At 66.3% G+C, this 18,573-nt stretch carries 15 protein-coding genes and 1 pseudogene; 8 read left to right on the forward strand and 8 right to left on the reverse strand.

Features of this window, described 5'->3' with window-relative positions:
- Nucleotides 1–22: 22 nt before the first annotated feature.
- Genes tkt through thiE form a run of 5 tightly spaced genes read left to right on the forward strand, consistent with a single transcriptional unit; the run spans nt 23 to nt 5,859 of the window.
- Nucleotides 23–1,996, forward strand: a complete 1,974-nt coding sequence (gene tkt, locus ACTIFJ_RS10020; protein WP_439533985.1) for a transketolase — start codon at nt 23–25, stop codon at nt 1,994–1,996.
- Between the two features lie 31 nt (nt 1,997–2,027).
- Nucleotides 2,028–3,035 (forward strand): type I glyceraldehyde-3-phosphate dehydrogenase, encoded by a 1,008-nt coding sequence (gap, locus tag ACTIFJ_RS10025; RefSeq protein ID WP_439533969.1) that lies wholly within the window; start codon nt 2,028–2,030, stop codon nt 3,033–3,035.
- A 3-nt stretch (nt 3,036–3,038) separates the two neighbouring features.
- The gene (locus ACTIFJ_RS10030; RefSeq protein WP_439533970.1) at nt 3,039–4,232 is read left to right on the forward strand and encodes a phosphoglycerate kinase; all 1,194 of its coding nucleotides are present in this window, start codon (nt 3,039–3,041) and stop codon (nt 4,230–4,232) included.
- A 17-nt stretch (nt 4,233–4,249) separates the two neighbouring features.
- On the forward strand, nt 4,250–5,158 hold the full coding sequence (locus ACTIFJ_RS10035) for a class I fructose-bisphosphate aldolase (RefSeq protein ID WP_439533971.1): 909 nt from the start codon (nt 4,250–4,252) through the stop codon (nt 5,156–5,158).
- A complete protein-coding gene (gene thiE / locus ACTIFJ_RS10040) occupies nt 5,155–5,859 on the forward strand; it encodes a thiamine phosphate synthase (RefSeq protein ID WP_439533972.1) in 705 nt (234 codons plus the stop codon). Before ACTIFJ_RS10035 ends, thiE begins: the two co-directional genes overlap by 4 nt.
- Nucleotides 5,860–5,862: 3 nt before the next feature.
- Here the strand turns inward: thiE and ACTIFJ_RS10045 are convergent, their stop codons facing one another.
- Nucleotides 5,863–6,783, reverse strand: coding sequence for a M48 family metalloprotease (locus tag ACTIFJ_RS10045; protein ID WP_439533973.1), 921 nt, complete (start codon nt 6,781–6,783; stop codon nt 5,863–5,865).
- The gene (locus tag ACTIFJ_RS10050) at nt 6,780–7,838 is read right to left on the reverse strand and encodes an AI-2E family transporter (RefSeq protein ID WP_439533974.1); all 1,059 of its coding nucleotides are present in this window, start codon (nt 7,836–7,838) and stop codon (nt 6,780–6,782) included. The genes ACTIFJ_RS10045 and ACTIFJ_RS10050 overlap by 4 nt, the downstream gene beginning before the upstream one ends.
- Before the next feature lie 166 nt (nt 7,839–8,004).
- Between ACTIFJ_RS10050 and ACTIFJ_RS10055 the strand changes: the two genes are divergently transcribed.
- Entirely contained in the window at nt 8,005–9,111 is a 1,107-nt protein-coding gene (locus ACTIFJ_RS10055; RefSeq protein WP_439533975.1) for an alcohol dehydrogenase catalytic domain-containing protein, read from the forward strand.
- A 20-nt stretch (nt 9,112–9,131) separates the two neighbouring features.
- Here the strand turns inward: ACTIFJ_RS10055 and ACTIFJ_RS10060 are convergent, their stop codons facing one another.
- The 6 genes from ACTIFJ_RS10060 to ACTIFJ_RS10085 form a co-directional block, all read right to left on the reverse strand.
- Nucleotides 9,132–10,643 carry a tetratricopeptide repeat protein gene (locus tag ACTIFJ_RS10060; RefSeq protein WP_439533976.1) on the reverse strand — a complete coding sequence of 504 codons (1,512 nt, stop codon included), beginning with the start codon at nt 10,641–10,643 and terminating at the stop codon, nt 9,132–9,134.
- 115 nt (nt 10,644–10,758) lie between these two features.
- Nucleotides 10,759–11,523, reverse strand: a complete 765-nt coding sequence (locus tag ACTIFJ_RS10065; protein WP_439533977.1) for a TetR/AcrR family transcriptional regulator — start codon at nt 11,521–11,523, stop codon at nt 10,759–10,761.
- A gap of 71 nt (nt 11,524–11,594) precedes the next feature.
- The gene (locus ACTIFJ_RS10070; protein ID WP_439533978.1) at nt 11,595–12,608 is read right to left on the reverse strand and encodes a zinc-dependent alcohol dehydrogenase family protein; all 1,014 of its coding nucleotides are present in this window, start codon (nt 12,606–12,608) and stop codon (nt 11,595–11,597) included.
- A gap of 37 nt (nt 12,609–12,645) precedes the next feature.
- Nucleotides 12,646–13,167 carry a DUF3598 domain-containing protein gene (locus ACTIFJ_RS10075; protein WP_439533979.1) on the reverse strand — a complete coding sequence of 174 codons (522 nt, stop codon included), beginning with the start codon at nt 13,165–13,167 and terminating at the stop codon, nt 12,646–12,648.
- Nucleotides 13,164–14,201, reverse strand: a complete 1,038-nt coding sequence (locus tag ACTIFJ_RS10080) for a zinc-binding dehydrogenase (RefSeq protein WP_439533980.1) — start codon at nt 14,199–14,201, stop codon at nt 13,164–13,166. Before ACTIFJ_RS10080 ends, ACTIFJ_RS10075 begins: the two co-directional genes overlap by 4 nt.
- The gene (locus tag ACTIFJ_RS10085) at nt 14,198–15,784 is read right to left on the reverse strand and encodes an FAD-binding oxidoreductase (RefSeq protein WP_439533981.1); all 1,587 of its coding nucleotides are present in this window, start codon (nt 15,782–15,784) and stop codon (nt 14,198–14,200) included. The genes ACTIFJ_RS10080 and ACTIFJ_RS10085 overlap by 4 nt, the downstream gene beginning before the upstream one ends.
- A 476-nt stretch (nt 15,785–16,260) precedes the next feature.
- Here ACTIFJ_RS10085 and ACTIFJ_RS10090 point away from each other — a divergent pair, with 476 nt between their 5' ends.
- Both ACTIFJ_RS10090 and pyrB read left to right on the forward strand, forming a co-directional pair.
- Entirely contained in the window at nt 16,261–17,889 is a 1,629-nt protein-coding gene (locus ACTIFJ_RS10090) for a diguanylate cyclase (RefSeq protein ID WP_439533982.1), read from the forward strand.
- 51 nt (nt 17,890–17,940) lie between these two features.
- Nucleotides 17,941–18,573: pseudogene (pyrB, locus tag ACTIFJ_RS10095) on the forward strand (aspartate carbamoyltransferase catalytic subunit); the annotation flags it as partial.

An 18,573-nucleotide genomic window follows, 5' to 3' on the forward strand; every position in this document is an offset into this window, starting at 1 on the left:
TTTCGAACATGATTGGCGGGCAATGGACGATTTGAAGTCGATGGCCAACGCCATCCGGGCCCTGGCAATGGACGCGGTGGAGGCGGCTAATTCAGGCCATCCCGGCATGCCGATGGGCATGGCCGATGCCGCCACCGTGCTGTTTTCCCGCTTCCTGAAGTTCGATTCCAGCCGACCCGACTGGGCGGACCGGGATCGTTTCGTGCTTTCCGCCGGCCATGGCTCGATGCTGATCTATGCGCTGCTGCACCTTACGGGCTATCAGCGCCCGACGCTGGACGACATTAAGGCGTTCCGCCAGCTCGGCAGCCCCTGCGCCGGCCATCCCGAGAATTTCGAACTGCCGGGCATCGAGACCACGACCGGCCCGCTCGGCCAGGGTCTGGCCACCGCTGTCGGCATGGCCATCGCCGAGCGCCATCTGAATGCCGCCTATGGCGATGCGCTGGTCGATCACCGCACCTGGGTGATCGCCGGAGACGGCTGCCTGATGGAAGGCATCTCCCACGAGGCCGCCGGGCTCGCCGGCCATTTCCGCCTCGGTCGACTGAACGTGCTGTGGGACGACAACGGCATCTCCATCGACGGCCCGGTCAGCCTGTCCTCCAGCGAGGACGTGCGCGCCCGCTTCGTTGCGTCCGGCTGGCATGTCGTCAACTGCGACGGCCATGATACCGACGATGTCGCCCGCGCCCTTGCCGAGGCGCGCGACGATCCGCGTCCGTCGCTGATCGCCTGCAAGACGACGATCGGCTTCGGCGCCCCCAACAAGGGCGGCACCTCGGGCGCCCATGGCTCGCCGCTGGGCGCCGCCGAGATTGCGCTCGCCCGCCAAGCCCTGGGCTGGCCGCATGCCGCCTTCGAGGTGCCCGACGATATCCGCGCGGCCTGGCTCGCCGTCGGCGCCCGCGGCGCCGAAGCCCGCACCGCCTGGGAAGCGCGCCTCGCCGACTCCGGCAAGGCGGAGGACTTTAACGCCCGGATGGCGGCAGTCGTGCCGGCAGGTATGCTGGACGCATATATTGACGAGCTGCTGGCCGCGCCCCCGAAGGTCGCCAGCCGCAAGGCGAGCGAGATGGCGCTGGCCGTGCTCAACCCGGCCGTGCCGGCGCTGCTCGGCGGCTCCGCCGACCTCACAGGCTCGAACAACACCCGCACCAAGGACCAGACTGTCTTCACCGCCGACAATTACGCCGGCCGCCACGTCCATTACGGCATCCGCGAGTTCGGCATGGCCGCCGCGATGAATGGCATGGCGCTGCACGGTGGCGTCATTCCCTATGGCGGCACCTTCCTGGTGTTCGCTGATTATATGCGCAACGCCATCCGCCTGTCGGCGATCCAGCGTGTACGGGTCATCTATGTGCTGACCCATGATTCCATCGGCCTCGGCGAGGATGGCCCGACCCACCAGCCGATCGAGCATCTGATGAGCCTCCGCGCGATCCCCAATCTCGCCGTCTATCGCCCCGCGGACGCCGTCGAGACGGCCGAATGCTGGGCACTGGCGCTGGCTGACATGAAGCGGCCGTCGGTTCTGGCGCTGTCCCGCCAGAACCTTCCACCCATCCGTCAGAAGGGCGACACGCTCTCCGGCAACCAGGTCGCCAAGGGTGCCTATCGCCTCAAAGCTGCGACTGCGGCGCGTCGCGTGGTGCTGATCGGCACCGGCTCGGAAGTCGGCGTGGCGCTGGCGGCGGCCGAAGCGCTTGAAACGCACGGTCTCGGCTGCGATGTCGTCTCCATGCCCTGCTGGGAACAGTTCGCGGCGCAAACCTCCGCCTATCAGGCGGACATATTGCCAGACGACGCGCTGGTCGTTGCCATCGAGGCCGGTGTCACGCTGGGCTGGGAGCGCTGGGTCGGCCGCGACGGCCTGATCATCGGCATTGACAGTTTCGGCGCCTCGGCACCGGCTGAAGACCTCTATGCGCATTTCGGCCTGACGGGCACCGCCGTCGCTACAAAGGTTTTGGACAAGCTGCAGGTCCGCTAAAGCGGGCAGCAGGAACGGAAAGGATAACGACATGGCCATCAAGGTCGCAATCAACGGGTTCGGTCGGATCGGCCGCAACGTGCTCCGCGCCATCGCCGAGAGCGGACGGACCGACATCGAGGTCGTGGCGATCAACGATCTCGCCGATGCTGCCGCCAACGCCCGCTTGCTGATGCGCGATTCGGTCCATGGCCGCTTCCCCGGTACCGTCGAGGCCGATGGTGATGCGATCATCGTCAACGGCCAGCGCATCCGTGTCACCGCTGAGCGCGACCCGGCCAAGCTGCCGCACGCCGAGATGGGCATCGACATCGCCCTCGAGTGCACGGGCTTCTTCACCAGCGCCGACAAGGCCGGCCTGCACCTGTCCGCCGGCGCCAGGCGCGTGCTCGTCTCGGCCCCGGCCAAGGGCGCCGACCTGACCGTCGTCTATGGCGTCAACCACGACAAGCTGACCGCCGACCACAAGATCGTCTCCAACGCCTCTTGCACCACCAACTGCCTGGCGCCGGTGGCGATGATCCTCGACCGCGAGTTCGGCCTGGTGAAGGGCCTGATGACCACGATCCACGCCTATACCAACGACCAGAAGATCCTCGACCAGATCCATGAAGACCCGCGCCGCAGCCGCGCCGCCGCGCTATCGATGATCCCCACCACCACCGGTGCCGCCCGCGCCGTCGGCGAGGTGCTGCCGCAGCTCAAGGGCAAGCTTGATGGTTCGGCCGTCCGCGTGCCGACCCCGAATGTCTCGATGGTCGACCTGACCTTCGTCGCCGGTCGCGAAACCAGCAAGGATGAAGTCAACGCCAAGCTGAAGGCTGCCGCTGACGGCGAACTCAAGGGCGTGCTGGACTGGACCGACGAACCGCTGGTTTCGGTCGACCTCAACCACACCCCCGCCTCGTCGACGGTCGACTCGCTGGAAACCGCCGTCATCGGCGGCACGCTGGTCCGCGTCGTCTCCTGGTATGACAATGAATGGGGCTTCTCCAACCGCATGGCCGACACCGCGGTCGCCATGGGCAAGCTGCTCTGAGCAATGGCCTTTCGTACCCTTGACGATCTCGGAGATGTAGCGGGCCAGCGGGCCCTGGTGCGATGTGATCTGAACGTGCCGATGCAGGACGGCGAGGTGAGCGATGCCACCCGCCTGCGTGCCTCGGTGGCCACGCTTGCCGAACTGGCCGATCGCGGCGCCCGCGTGCTGGTGCTGTCGCATTTCGGCCGGCCCAAGGGTCGCGAGCTAGATGCCAGCTTGGCCCCGCTAGCCAGCGCGCTTTCCGATGTGCTCGGCCGCCCAGTCCGCTTTATCGCCGATTGCATCGGTGCCGACGCCGAGGCGGCCGTCGCTGCCATGGCCCCGGGCGAGATCGCGCTGCTGGAAAACACCCGCTTCCACGCCGGCGAGGAAGCGAACGCTCCCGATTTCGTCGAGGCACTGGCGAAGCTCGGTGATCTTTACGTAAACGACAGCTTCTCCACCGCACACCGCGCCCATGCCTCCACCGAGGGGCTGGCGCATGTGCTCCCTGCCTATGCCGGCCGCGCCATGCAGATCGAGCTCGATGCGCTGGAGGCCGCGCTTGGCGCCCCGCAGCGGCCGGTGGCGGCGATCGTCGGCGGTGCCAAGGTGTCGACCAAGCTCGATGTACTCGGCCATCTCGTCGGCCGCGTCGACCATCTGATGATCGGCGGCGCCATGGCCAATACCTTCCTGGTTGCCAAGGGCGTGTCGGTCGGCAAGTCGCTGGCCGAGCCGGGCATGGCCGAAACGGCGCTGGATATCCTGGCGAGCGCCGAAAAGGCCGGGTGCACGGTCCACCTGCCTTACGAAGTGGTGGTCGCGAAGGAATTCGCCGCCGGTGCCCCCAATCACGCCGCCAATGTCTTTGAAGTCGCCGACGACGAGATGATCCTCGATATCGGCCCGGCCGCCGTCGAGGCGCTGGCCGACGCGCTGAAGACCTGCGCCACCTGCGTCTGGAACGGCCCGCTCGGCGCCTTCGAGATCGCCCCTTTTGACGCCGGCACCGTGGCACTGGCACGGATCGTCGCCGGGCTGACCGCCAGTGGCCAGCTGAAGAGCGTTGCCGGCGGCGGCGACACGGTCGCGGCGCTCAATCACGCCGGTGTCGTCGACGAATTCAGCTTCGTCTCGACAGCCGGCGGTGCATTTCTGGAATGGATGGAAGGGCGCGTGCTCCCCGGTGTGGCCGCGCTCGAAACAATGTGATGGAGGCTTGAATGGCAATGACAGCGGCAGTCCGGGCAATCCTGGCGAACTACGAGAGCGACAATCCCGGCGTGAAGGCGAACCTCGCGCGCATGCTGATGCAGGGCCGCCTCGGCGGCACCGGCAAGATGGTGATCCTGCCGGTCGACCAGGGCTTCGAGCACGGCCCGGCACGCAGCTTCGCGCCCAATCCCGCGGCCTATGATCCGCATTACCATTTCCAGCTGGCGATCGACGCCGGCCTGTCTGCCTATGCCGCGCCGCTCGGCATGATCGAGGCCGGCGCCGACACCTTCGCCGGCCAGATCCCGACCATCCTCAAGGTCAATTCATCGAACAGCTGGGCGACCAACATCAACCAGGCCGTCACCGGCACCGTCGACGACGCGCTGCGCCTCGGCTGCGCGGCGATCGGCTTCACCATCTATCCGGGCGCCGAAGATGTCTTCGACATGCTCGAGGAGATCCGCGAGCTGTCGTCCGAGGCCAAGGCCGTCGGCATCGCCACGGTGATCTGGAGCTATCCGCGCGGCGGCAAGCTTTCCAAGGATGGCGAACTGGGCCTCGATGTCGGCGCCTATGCCGCGCACATCGCCGCACTCTGCGGCGCCCACATCATCAAGGTCAAGCTGCCGACCGACCATATCGAACAGAAGGACGCCAAGAAGTCCTATGAGGGCGGCGACTGGTCGACCCAGGCCAAGCGCGTCGCCCATGTCCGCCAAGCCTGCTTCAACGGCCGCCGCATCGTCGTTTTCTCGGGTGGCGCCACCAAGGGCGTCGACGCCGTCTACCAGGATGCGCGCGACATCCGCGACGGCGGCGGCAATGGCTCGATCATCGGTCGCAACACCTTCCAGCGCCCGCGCGACGAAGCGATTGCCATGCTCGACAAGATCATCCGCATCTATCTGGGCCAGGAATGACCCCCGACACGGAAGACGAGACCATCCCGCTGCCCGAGGACTTCGGGCAGCGGTTCGAGCGCCAGTTCCGCCCAGCCTGCCAACTCTATGTCGTATCGCCGCCGGCCATCGTGCTGGCGGACTTCGTCGAGGCGGCCAAGGCGGCATTCGATGGCGGACCGGTTGCAGCCTTCCAGCTACGGCTCAAGGACGTCTCCGACGACGACATCCTGCGCGCCTGCGAGGCGCTGCGGCCGGTCTGCGAAGCCGCCGATGTCGCCTTCCTGCTCAACGACCGCGCCGACCTCGCCTTCAAGGCCGGTGCCGACGGCGTTCACCTCGGACAGTCCGACGGCAGCATGGCCGACGCCCGGCTGCTGCTGGGGCCCAACAAGACCATCGGCCGTACCTGTCACGACAGCCGCCATCTCGCCATGGAAGCCGGCGAGCAGGGCGCCGACTATGTGGCATTCGGCGCCTTCTACGATACCACTACCAAGCCCAGCCATTACCGCCCGTCGCCGGCCATCCTCAGTTGGTGGACGACCCTGTCGCAAATCCCCGTCGTCGCCATCGGCGGTATCTTTCCGGACAATGCGGCACCATTGGTCGCCGCCGGCGCGGACTTCATCGCCGTAGTCAGGGCCGTGTGGGACCATCAGGATGGCCCCGGCGCCGGCGTGGCGTCGTTCGGCCCGGTGCTGAAGATGCCCCGCGACTGACCTTTACTGCCAGGGATTGCGCCGCGCGCCGACGCCCAACGCACTGGGCCGTGGAGACTCGGCGCGCGGCGAAATTGGCCGCGCCGCCATCGCGCGGGGCGGAGAGCCCGGCGCCATCCGCGCCAGCGCCGCGATACGGTTCTCCGCCGCCGGGTGGGTGCTGAACAGATTGTCCCGCACGCCGCCGGCGCCCTGGCCCATGATGTACAGTGAGGCGGCGGCCGGATTGGCCTCGGCGACATGGTTCGGAATGCTCGCACCGCGCTGCAGCTTGGCCAGCGCCGAGGCCAGCGCCTGCGGGTTGCCGGAAATCTCCGCCCCCATCGCATCGGCGCCATATTCGCGTCCCCGGCTGATCGCCATCTGCACCAGCGCCGCGGCAATCGGCGCGACGATCATCGCGGCAATCGCGAACAGCGGGTTGCGGTTCTCCCGGTCACCGAAGAACAGCGCGAAATTGCCGAGCATCGAGATGGCACCGGCCAGCGTCGCAGTGACCGTCATCACCAGCGTGTCCCGGTTCTTCACATGCGCCAGCTCATGCGCCATCACCGCCGCCAGCTCGTCGCGCGTCAGGATCGCCATCAGCCCCGTAGTCGCGGCGACCGCGGCATTCTCCGGGTTGCGGCCGGTGGCGAAGGCATTGGGCTGGGCCTCGTCGACAATGTAGACGCGCGGCATCGGCAGCCCGGCGCGCGCCGCGAGCGGCGCCACAATGGCATGCAGCGGATGCCCGGCCGGTACCTCCTGCGCCTTGTGCATGCGCAGGACCATCTTGTCCGAGTTCCAATAGGCGAAGAGGTTCATGGCAGCCGCAATGGCCAGGGCGATCGCCGCCCCGCCCGCGCCGCCGAGCATATAGCCAAGGCCCATGAACAGCGCCGCCATGGCGGCCATGAGCATGAAAGTACGCATATGGTTCATGGCCGCAAGATGGTGCTGCCGTCCCCTTTTTCAAGCGGCAGCCCAGGCGTCATCGCCCGGCGGAACAGCACCATGCCAACCACCGTCAGCGGCACCGCCAGAATGACCCCGAGCGGCCCGAACAACAGCGCGGCGGCAATCAGGCTGAAGATGGTCAGCGCCGGCGGCAGGTCGGCCAGCTTGCCCTGCGCCATCGGCGTTACGACATTGCCCTGAACCTGCTGCACAACGAAGAGGGCGAGGATGGTGAAAATGCCCGTCTCCGGGCTGATCGAGAAGCCGATGAGCACCGCCGGCACCGAGACCAGGATCACGCCCAGATAGGGCACGAATTCGCAAAGACCGGCCACAAAGCCGATTGCCAGCGCCGACGGCAGGCCGACCAGAGACAGGCCGATCGAGGTGCCAACGGCAACGAACGCCATGCTAACAGCCTGTGCCTTCAGCCAGGCACCGAGCGCGACATGAATCGCTTCGAGCACGCCCTCGACGCTGCGGCCGCCAAGCCTTTCGATGACCCGCGTCAGACCCCTTAGGTAAAGCCCCGGCTGTGCGGCCAGATAGACGCCCGCCACCAGCACGATGATCAGCTGCGAGATGCCGGAACCGAAATTGGTCAGGCCGGTCTGCACCAGGTCGACCACGGTCTCGACTCGCGGCGCATAGCTGCCGATGCCGGCAATGACCTCGCGGCCCGCCGCCGATGTCGCCAGCCATGCCTCGATGGCCTTCATCGACACCGGCAGCTGCTGGGCCAGCAACGCGAACTGGTCGATCATCAGGCTGCCGAACAGCCCGAAGATCAGCATGATCGCCGCCAGCGGCAGGATCACGGCCAGCGCCAGCGCAATTGCAAACGGAAGTCGCAGCCGCTGCTTGATCACCGCCGCCAGCCCGTGAAACATCTGCGCGGCGAGGATGCTGGCGAACAGCAGCAGCAGCAGCTGTTGCAGCTGCCAGGTCACCACCGCCAGGCCGATCGCCGCCATCACGACCAGCGTGCGCCGAAAGATGCTCGCCAGGGCCGGGTCCGGCCGTGGGTCGTGCGCGGTCACGCGGTGGCGCGGGGAGGGCGGTTCATGTCTTCGCTGTAGCGCCATCGGCAGGCCCGTGACAATTCGGATTCGCCGACCCCCGTCCGGGCCCGTTCGCATCTCGCCTTCCGCGCTCGGGGCCTATATGCACCGCCCTCAGGCGAGGCACCGCCACGGGAGAAAGACCATGCAGATCAAGGCAGCCGTGCTTCGGCAGAGCGGCGACCAGCCGCGCCCCTATCAGGAAAACGCCCCCCTCGAGATCGCCTCGCTCGATCTGGCGCCGCCCCGCCCCGGCGAGCTTCTGGTGCGGATCGATGCCGCCGGCCTCTGCCATTCCGATCTGTCGGTCATCAACGGCGACCGCCCCCGGCCGATGCCGATGGCGCTTGGCCATGAGGCCGCCGGCACGGTGCTGGCGCTCGGCGATCCGGACGAAACGCAATTCGCCGTCGGGGACCGTGTCGTGCTGGTCTTCCTGCCATCGTGCGGCGAATGCGTCGCCTGCCAGTCGGGCGAAGGCTATCTCTGCGCCGTTGCCGCCGCCGCCAATGGCGAAGGGCGGCTGATGCGCGGCGGCCGCCGCCTGTCCGAATGCGGCCATGACGTTCACCACCACCTCGGTGTATCGGCCTTCGCCACCCATGCGGTCATCGACAAACGGTCGGCGGTCCGCGTCGATGCCGATATCCCGCCGGAAACCGCCGCGCTGTTCGGCTGCGCCGTGCTGACTGGCGTCGGCGCGGTGATGAATTCGGCTCAGGTGCGGCCGGGCGAGAGCGTCCGCGTCTATGGCCTCGGCGGCGTCGGCCTGGCGGCGCTGCTCGGCGCATTGGCTTCGGGCGCGCAGCCGGTGACGGCGATCGATCCGTCGCCGGAAAAGCGGGCGCTGGCGCTGGCCCTTGGCGCTGCCATGGCAGTGGCGCCCGACGAGGCGCCAACGCTGCCGGTGCCCGATGTGGTGATCGAGACCGTCGGCAAGGCCGAGGTGCTGGCCCAGGCCTATGCATCGGCACGGCGTGGCGGACGAATCGTCACCGTCGGGCTGCCCAATCCGGCGGCGCGGCTCGACATCTCGGCGCTGTCATTGGTCGCCGACGGCAAGACCCTCATGGGAAGCTATATGGGCGCCTCGATTCCGAGCCGGGATATTCCCCGTTACGTCGCACTCTGGCGCGCCGGCCGCCTCCCGGTCGAGCGCCTGCTCACCTCGATCAGCGTTCTCGCAGACATCAACGCACTGCTCGACAACCTCGCCGACGGGTCCGCCATTAGACAGATCATCGTTCCCTGACGAACACAGGATCGATCCCGCTATCTTGTCAGGCGGTGCGGGCGCCCCACGCCTCGCGGCACGCAATCGAAAGCAAAGCTCAGCCGCGGCGTGTCGCCGGAAAAGGGCAGGGTGGCATGCCAGACATAGGAGGGAAACAGGATCATCCGCCCGGCCCGCGGCTCGTATCGCTGTTGCGTCCCGCCGCCGCCCAGCGCCTCGGGCAACGCCCCCATCGCCAACCAGCCCTCCTGACCCCGGCTGACGACCTCGGGCAGCGCGGGATAATAGACACCGGACAGCCAGTTCGGCGCATGGATATGCGCGTCGACCGTCCCGCCGGGCGTGAGGATCGTGCCCCACAGCGTGAGCGACCAGCTTTTCGGCCGGGCTTTGAGGAACGGGTGTCCACCGGCCGGTGCCGTTTCCAGATAATCGGCAATGGCACGACGGGCGAGGGCGCCGAGCGCAACCAGCGCCGGGGTCGAGGCGGTGGCCAACTCGTCGCTCTGTCGCCCGCCGCGCGTCACCAGCCCCTCAGGCTCGAAGGTCAGCGAGGCATGGGCGACCAACTCTTCCGCGAGCGCGGCATCAAAGGCCTCGCGTGTCTCGAACCCCGGCACATCCATCACATCAATCACCCGGACAAATTCATCGAGGCCCATCAGCGCCGCCAGCGCCTCGGCCTCGCCGGCCCGCTCCAGGGCAGCGCATTTCAGCGCCAGCGGCGTGGTGACGCTCGGCAGCGCCGCGATCAGCCGGTCGGCGAGCGCCACCGCCTCGCGCGGCCGCCCGGTCTGCACGAGCGCCCGGGTCAGGTTGACGCCGACGGGATGATTGAGCCCGCCACGATCGAGCGCCTCGCCATAGACCGCGATTGCGCCCTCCAGATCGCCCTTGGCCTCCAACAGCCCGGCAAGCTGGTTGGAGGCGCGGGGATGGCCGGGATACCGGGCCAGCATCGCCTCCAGCGTCCGCAATGCCTCATCGGCCCGGCCCCCCGCCACCAGCGCGTCGACGCGGTTCAGCCGCACCTCGATCGCGTCGGGCCGCAGCGCCAGCGCCTTGTCATACGCCCCGATCGCCGCCGCCAGATCGCCGGTTCGGGCGCGTGCAATGCCGAGATTGGCGAGCGCATCGAAATGCTCCGGCCGCGCCGCCAGCGCGGCTTCGAGGGGCGCCACTGCCTCGCCCGCCCGGCCGGCATCGATCAGACAGCCGCCGAGATTGGCCAGCGTCACCGCTGCGCCCGGGCGCAGCCGCAGCGCCGTCTGCAACGCCTCGATGGCGCCGTGGAAATCGCCGGCCCGTTTCAGCGCCAGGGCATGATTGCCGAGGCGCGCCGGATTGGCCGGATCGAGCGCCCGGGCGCGCCCCAGTGCAGCCAGCGCGGCGTCAACATGGCCGGCGCGCTGCTCGATCATTCCCAGCAGCGTCAGTGCATCACCGTCGTCCGGATCGGCAGCCAGCAGCGCCTCGACGAGCGGCCGCGCCGCCTCGGGCGTGGCGCCCTGCGCCAGCGTTGCCGCCTGCTGCAGCGCATTCTGTCGCATCAGCGAAAGGCCTGATCCATAATTGGCATGCGCATGACTTTCCGTACCGCCCGCTGCAAGTCAAACGAGTTCACCCGACACACCGCAAGGCCGGCGCGTCGGACAAGATTATTGCCTATGCCTTGCCGACGAAATCGTCCCCGGCATCGCGCGCGGGGCGGTTGGTCGAAGCGCGTGAGCCGATATCGCTGAAGCCGAGCTCGCGCTGTTTGGCAGCCAGCATCTCGACACAGGTCTCGCGCGCCGCACCCGTCAGCACCAGCACGGCGGTCTTCAGGAAATTGCTGTGCAGCTCGATCCGGCACTGGTCATCGTCGAGCTTGCCCAGTGCCCAACGATGGTAGACGAGGAATTCCTTGGACACGAATTCCTGGGCGATCCGCTCGAGGTCGAACCGTTGCTCGGTCTGGCCGGCAACGATCTCGCGGTCGAGCCAGTTGCGGAAGCGATTATAGGCCACCGAGCGCAGCTCCTTGATGGCATTGTCGCGCGGCTCCATCGAGAAATAGAAGCCGATGACGACGCGCGCATATTCGGCATCGCGCCGCATTTCCGAGACCATCCAGTCGAGCTCGGCGAACACCACGTCGATCGAATAGTCGGACCGGCGCTGGGCGACATGGGCGCGGACCTCCTGCAGGCGGTCGGAAACGGTGGCGAAGATCACCCCCTCCTTGTCGCCGAACATCCGGTAGATGGTGCGCGGCGCCACCTCGGCCTCGCGGCTCAGCCGTTCGATGGTCAGCGATGGCACGCCGCCCTCGCCGAGAATGCGATGGGCGCAGTCGACCACACGCTGCCGCCGCTCGGTCATCGCCGGGCTGGTATATTTCCGCCGGCGCTTCACCGGCGGGTCCGTCAGCGTATCAATATCTTGCATGGCCTCGGCGGGCCGGGCATCTGGCCCGGTCCCGACGAGTCATGGCTATGGAAAGCGGCAAGAGCAAGGCCTCACGCCACCTTGATCAGCACCTTGCCGACATGCCCGGCCGATTTCAGATAGGCATAGGCCGCCGGCGCCTCGTCGAAGCTGAAACGACGGTCGATGACCGGCGTCATGCCGTTCGCCGCCACCGCCTTGACCAGCCGCGCCAGCATCGCCCGGCTGCCTTCGGCAATGCCCTTCAGCACCAGGTTCTTGCCAATGATGCTGCCGTAATTCGGCAGGCCCTCAGGCGCGCTGCCGGCGAGGAAGCCGATGATGACGATCCGCCCATTGGCTGCGGAGGCATTGATCGACTGCGCCAGCGTCGACTGGCCGCCGGTCTCGAGCACGATGTCGGCGCCGCCGCCCTGACGGGTCACTTCGGCTGCCCAGTCGGGGGTGGTGCGATAGTTGATGGCGATGTCGGCGCCCAGGCTGCGGGCCAGGGCCAGCTTCTCGTCGCTGGACGAGGTGATCGCCACCCGCGCCCCGTGCATCTTGGCGATCTGCAGCGCGAAGATCGACACGCCGCCGGTGCCCAGCGCCAGCACCAGGTCGCCTGCCCGAACCTGTCCGACCTCGACCACCGCGTGCCAGGCGGTCAGCGCCGAAGAGGCCAGCGGCGCCGCCTGCTCGTTGGACACGCTGTCGGGCAGCTTGACCAGCGCGGCGGCCGGCACCCGCACCTGTTCGGCCAGCCAGCCATCATGGGTGATGCCGACATCATGGCCGAAGGCGGCCGGCGAAAAGGCGCCGTCAAGCCAGGTGACGAAATGCGGGCCGACCACCCGGTCTCCGATCGCCAGCCCCTGCACGCCGTCGCCGATCGCCATCACCTCGCCGACGCCTTCGGACACCGGAATCCGGTCCTCCGGCTTGCGCGGGCCGTAGGTGCCTTCGAGCACGCCGAGGTCACGGTGGTTCAGGCAGATTTCCAGCACCTTGAGGATGACCTCGCCCGGCCCCGGCACCAGCGCGTCGCGCGTCACCGGGGTCAGGCCGTCGAGACCGGTCTGGGGGCCAATCTGATAGGCTTTCACATCATTCTCCAATTGGCCCCACGCACGAGCGAGGCGGTCAGTTCTTCGGGGGGGTGTGGTCGTTGAAGTTCTGCCAGTCCTTGGTCACGAACACTTCGTCGATCAGCGTGCGCTGGAAGCATTTGCCGTCGCGGAACCACTGCCACGTCCGGGCGCGGTTCTGCCGGTCGTCGGAGTTCTGGATCATCTCGTAAAGATAGATGCCCGGCTCGTTCTTGCGCGTCCAGTTGAGGCAGGTCGAGCGGTTGAAGTCGTCGGGCTGCATGTGCGCGGCCCAGCCCTTGATCAGGTCATTGTCCCACCATACCCGGCCATCCTTGTAGGTGGCGGGGAATTCACGGATCTCGTGGCGGCCGTCTTCCCAGAAATAATGGTTGGTCTGATAGTAATTGTCCTTACCGTCCTCGTTGATCAGCCGGCAGATCAGCCGCGAGCGATGCTGGTCGGTCAGCAGCCCGGTGGTGGCATCATAGTAACGGTACCAGCCTTCCCACACGCCCTCGTTGCTCGCCAGGATCGGCATGGCTTCACGAACACCCGGCTTGTTTTCTTCGCTCATGTTGCACTCTCCATCGGTGAACAGTCCTGGCTATGGGGCAGGCGGACTACCACCTTGCCCATGGATTGTCCGGACAAAAGCCGGTCAACCGCGCCGTATATGCCTTCGAGCCCGGTGAATGTCACCCGGTCCAGATGGACGGTGATTGCACCTTCTGCATAGAGCGCGAACAGCCGGGCGCGGGCCGCGGGCCAATGCTCGGTCAGCAGCCCGTTCATGAAGCCACGCACCGAAACGCCCTTGTAATAGATGCTATGGGCAATGCGCGGCCCGGTGACGATCTCGGGCTTGCCGTCGAGATCCTGCGCGGCGCCGGCCACCACCAGCCGGCCATGCTCGGCCATGTTCGCGAGAAAGGCATCGAAGATCGCACCCGACACCGTGTCGATCGCCACGTCGATGCCGCGCGGATATTCGGCTGCCAGCACCGCGCGCACATCCTCAGACCGATAGTCGATCACCCGGTCGACGCCGAGGCCACGGACGAAATCGCCCTTTTCCTTTCCGCCGCACACGCCGATAACATGGCAGCCGCGCCGCTTCGCCAACTGCACGATCAGATGCCCGAGCCCGCCCGCCGCCGCCGATACCGCCACGGTCTCACCGTCGCGCACCGCACCGGCATGTTCGAGCGCCAACAGGGCCGAGACGCCGGTGGAGGCCAGCGCCAGCCACTCGGGCCGATCATCGGGCGCCAGGCAAAAATCGCTCGCCGGCCCGATATTGGCCTCGCGGTAGCCGCCGCGAAACCGCACCGTCACCACCGCATCGCCAATGCTGAACCCATCAACGCCGTCACCCACCGCCTCGACGATCCCCAGTGCTTCGACCCCGGTCAGCGTCGGCAGCTTGACCGTCACATAGTCGACCGCGTTGCGCGCGATCTGGGTGTCGAAGATGCCGTTGATCCCGCAATAGACGTTGCGGACGCGGATCTCGCCGGGGCCGGGCCTGTCCAGGGGCAGCGAGACGATTTCGCTGCCATCCCGAAAGCTCGGGGCAAAGCGTTCCAGCCTGATGGCGCGATAGGTCATTGCGGGAAGCCCAGGCCTCCGGGATTGAGCTGGCCCTTGGGATCGACGAGCGCCTTGATCTGGTCGAGCAGCGCCAGTGACGCCGCATCGCGGCTTTGCCGATAAGGGTAGGAGCGGCCGATCTGAAAATGGCCGCAGCCATGCCGCGCGGCGATTTCGGTGACGCCCTTGCGGGCGCGGGTGACGACGTCGTTCGCCGCCGGGTTCGGATCGAGCTTGGGCAGACGGGCGAGATGGGCGGGCTCAACCATTGACTGATGGACAGGGCGATACCCCTGGGGCCAGAAGAAAACGGGTTCAATAATGACCCCATTTGTCGACATGGAGGAGAAAAGATAGCCCGTGGCGACCCCAAAACGGTCGAATTCCGGTGCCATTCTGGCAAAAAGCGACTCGATTTCGTCGAAAACTTTCGGTGCCGCGCTCAAGGATGTCAGGGCATGCACCGGCGCCCAGCTCTCCCCGTCCGGCCCCAGCATCGAGTTTGGCGGCGGAAACGGCATGGCCCGGATCACTTTGGCAATGCTGTTCTCGATCTCCACGCCCTCATGCTCACGGGCGATGCGGCGGGCGGTCGCCATGTCATGCGCTACCGCTTCGGCGCAGCGGCCCTCGGCAATCACATGCAGCGGATATTCGTCCGCCTCGATGAAATCCCGTCCGCCCAGCGCCAGCTTGGCCGCCGCCATCAGCCCCTTGCCCAGGGACTTCTGCTTGCCGATCACCGCGCCGAGTGTCTTCATGTCGCTCATCAACGACATCCGTCGCATCCGCACCCGGGTCAGCCCGGGGTCGAAGCCACACATTTCACAGGCAATGCCGGCACGCGCCATCTCGGCCATCGCCCGCAGCAGCCCGGCGCCGGTCTTGAACGAGAAGGAGGCGTAATCCTCATGCGCCGGCATCCGCATCAACCGCAGGGTGATCTCCGCCTTGATGCCGAGCGTGCCACAATCGCCGCAGAACAGCCCGGCCAGGTCCGGCCCGAAATGGCGGTAGAAGGGGCTGTCGCCGTCGGCGCCGCGGGCGCCGGTGCGCAGCAGCTGGCCGTCGCCCAGCACCACGGTCATGGCGATGACGCTCTCGCTCGACGTGCCATGGTGGCCGGCGCCGAACATGGCGTTCAGCTGGGAAACACCGCCGCCGATCGTCGAATAAATGCCGGACATCGGCCCCCAGAACGGCGTGCGCAGACCCTTTTCGGCCAGCGCCGCATTCAGCGCCGCCCAGGTGCAGCCGGCCTCGACGGTGACCGTCATGTCATCGGCGTTGATCGACAGGATGCGGTTCATCGCCGTCAGGTCGATCGACAAGCTGGTCTCGGTGGCGGGAATATAGCCGCTGGTATAGCTCATGCCGGCGCCGCGCGGGGACAGGGGCAAGCCATGGCGATGCGCGGTCGCCACCACCGCGGCGAGATCAGCGGTGTTTTGCGGGGTCACGACGAGGCTGGCGACATGGTCGCTGACGGCGAAGACATCCTCGCTGTGCAACCGTCTGAGCGCAAGGTCGTCGCTGACATGGGAGGGACCGACGATCGATGCCATGTCGTCGTGAAGGGAGGGTAGGGTGTCGGTCTGCATGGTTCCGTTCCTGCATCTCGCGGCTGGCACGCGCAACCTTAGGTCAGCAGCCGGCTGTGGGTGGCAAAGATTGGCCGCGATCTATCCGCGTGGCGATAACGGCTGCTCTGTGAGCAAATGTCATCCGGCGTCGACGGTCGTTCATCGGGGGGCGTCATCGGTGTAGTAGATGAGCGTGATTTCGTTGCATCTAGCGTACCGCAGCGCGCCGTACTGGCAAGCGTGCCGCAATATCAGCCGGTTTCCCATGGTGCGGGCACTTTGCCGCACGCAAGATACTCTGATTGGCCTGGATCTGTCTTGGCGTGGAGCAAAATATTCAGCGTTGCCAGGCCGATTTATGATGCCGAACAAGATATAACCATTCTTCCCCTTCGAAAACTAGTGCGCTACTCGTAAACACAAGTAGTGTAATGCATACATAGAATGGGGCGGACAGGGATCTTCACTGGCATGAAATTCATCAATCGGTAACTATGTTGCAATGCTTCGCCATATCAACGCCGGATGGGTTGGCGTTGTTGCCCGTGTTCACGGTGTTCGGACTATTAGCGGTCGGCATCGCGAATTGGACACAGGGTCCATTCTTTGGCAAGCGCTACTTTCTGCTCGCCCATGTCGCCATGATCGTCTGGGTCGGCGCTGTCGCCATGGAATTGATGGTGCCTTCAGTGGCTTGCAAGCTGTTCTGGGCGCAAATGGCGTGGCCGGGCATGGCCTTGCTGCCGGGTGCCTGGGCGTTCTTCATCTACAAATATGCGCTGAGCATTCCGCGGGTGCCGCGCATCGCCGAGATATTGCTGCTGGTCGTACTCCCAGTGATCATCACGATTCTGGCCGCCACCAATGATATTCATGGCCAGTTTTACACCAGCCTGACCCCGCTGCGGACCGAGCATGGCATGCTCTATTTGCAATATGGTCATGGTCCGCTATTTTACGCGTCCTGGGCCACGCTTTACCTGCTGATCGGCGCAAGTTTCGCGCTTCTGGTCTGGGCCGTCTTTCGGGTTCAGCCGCAATACCGTCTTCACTTCATCTATCCCGCCCTGATGATGCTGCTGCTGGCCGTCCCCAATACCGCCTATGTGCTTTTCGGTTTCAACCTGCTCGGCTTCGATCTGTCGCCGCTGTTCTTCGCGCTGCTGGTCGTGCTGTTTTCCCTGATGATCGCCACCAATCGCATCTTCGACATGGTCAGCATCGCGTCCGACCTGATCTTTACCAATTTACGCAATCCGGCATTGATGCTCGATTCTCAGGGGCGGATAACGGCGGCCAACCCGGTCGCGCGGGCGCTGATCCCTGAACTGGACGGCGCCCAAAACCAGCCGGTCACCGATATTGTCGCCCTGGCGCCCGCACTAATGCAAGTCGACGGCCTGATCACCACCATTCCGGGCCGTCGTGTGCTTGTCGCCGGTCGGTACTATGACATCGATGCCATCGCCATCGAGCGGCCCCTATCACGCACCAACGAGCCATTGGGCACGGTGATGCTGTTTAATGATGTGACGGTGGAAGAGCAGCGCTACCGCGAGCTGGAAGAAGAGCTGGCCAGCAACATGCGCCAGCTCGAGACCAGCACGGCGATGCAGGCGGCGCTGCGCGAGGCCGCGGAGTTCGATCCGCTGACACGCGTCCGCAACCGGCTGTCGCTGCCGCAATTGTTCGGCCATTGCATCGACTCGGCGGCCCGCGAGCAGCGGCGTGTGGTGCTGGCGCTGTTCGACATCGATCATTTCAAGCGCTGGAACGACCGCCACGGCCATGCCGCCGGCGACCGCGTGCTGCGTGATTTCGCCCGTTTCCTCGAGGACCAGAGCCACACCTCCGAACCGGTGTTCCGCATCGGCGGCGAGGAGTTTTTGGTGATGTTCCCTGACGCAGGGATCGAGGCGGCGGGGGCGCGCGTCAACGCGATGCGCGCCGCGCTCCAGGCCGCCGGCTTCCAGCGCCAGACCGACAGCCAGCCGCTGACCTTCTCGGCCGGGTTGGCCCAGTGGCCGGAGGACGGCGCGACGCTGGAGGCCGTGCTGGAGACCGCCGACCGTCGGCTTTATGCGGCCAAGGCCGCCGGCCGCAACCGGGTGATCGCCGCCTGAACGCGTTGCTGCGCTTGCCCTCAAGGGCGGTTCGCCGCTACACCCCGCGCCATGGCCCGTGCTTCGCATCCCGACAGGACTGATGGTGAAGGGTCATCGGGTGTCGTCCATCCTTTCCCCCATCGTCATCTGCTTGGCGTCGCGGGGCTGATGCCCTGGGAGTTGCGCTTTCTTCTCGATGAAGCGGCGAAATGGGTCGATTATAACCGTGGTGCCGGCCGGGACGACAACCGCCTGTCCGGGCTGACCATGATCAACGCCTTCTTCGAGAACAGCACCCGGACGCTGCTCAGCTTCGAGATCGCCGGCAAGCGGCTCGGCGCCGATGTTGTCAACCTCGGCGTCGCCGGCTCCAGCGTCAAAAAGGGCGAGACGCTGCTCGACACCGCGCTGACGCTCAATGCCATGCGTCCGGACGTCATCGTCATCCGCCATGGCTCGTCGGGCGCGGTGCAGCTGATTGCCGAGAAGCTCGATTGCCCGGTGCTAAATGCCGGCGACGGCCGCCATGAGCATCCGACCCAGGCGCTGCTCGATGCGCTGACCATCCGCCGTCGCAAGGGCCGGATCCAGGGCCTCAACGTCGCCATCTGCGGCGACATCCTGCACAGCCGGGTGGCGCGCTCGAATTTCCACCTGCTTTCGGCGCTCGGCGCCCATGTGCGTGCTGTGGCGCCGCCGACG

It is taken from the genome of Polymorphobacter sp., from assembly GCF_051860865.1.
Classification (GTDB): domain Bacteria; phylum Pseudomonadota; class Alphaproteobacteria; order Sphingomonadales; family Sphingomonadaceae; genus Sandarakinorhabdus.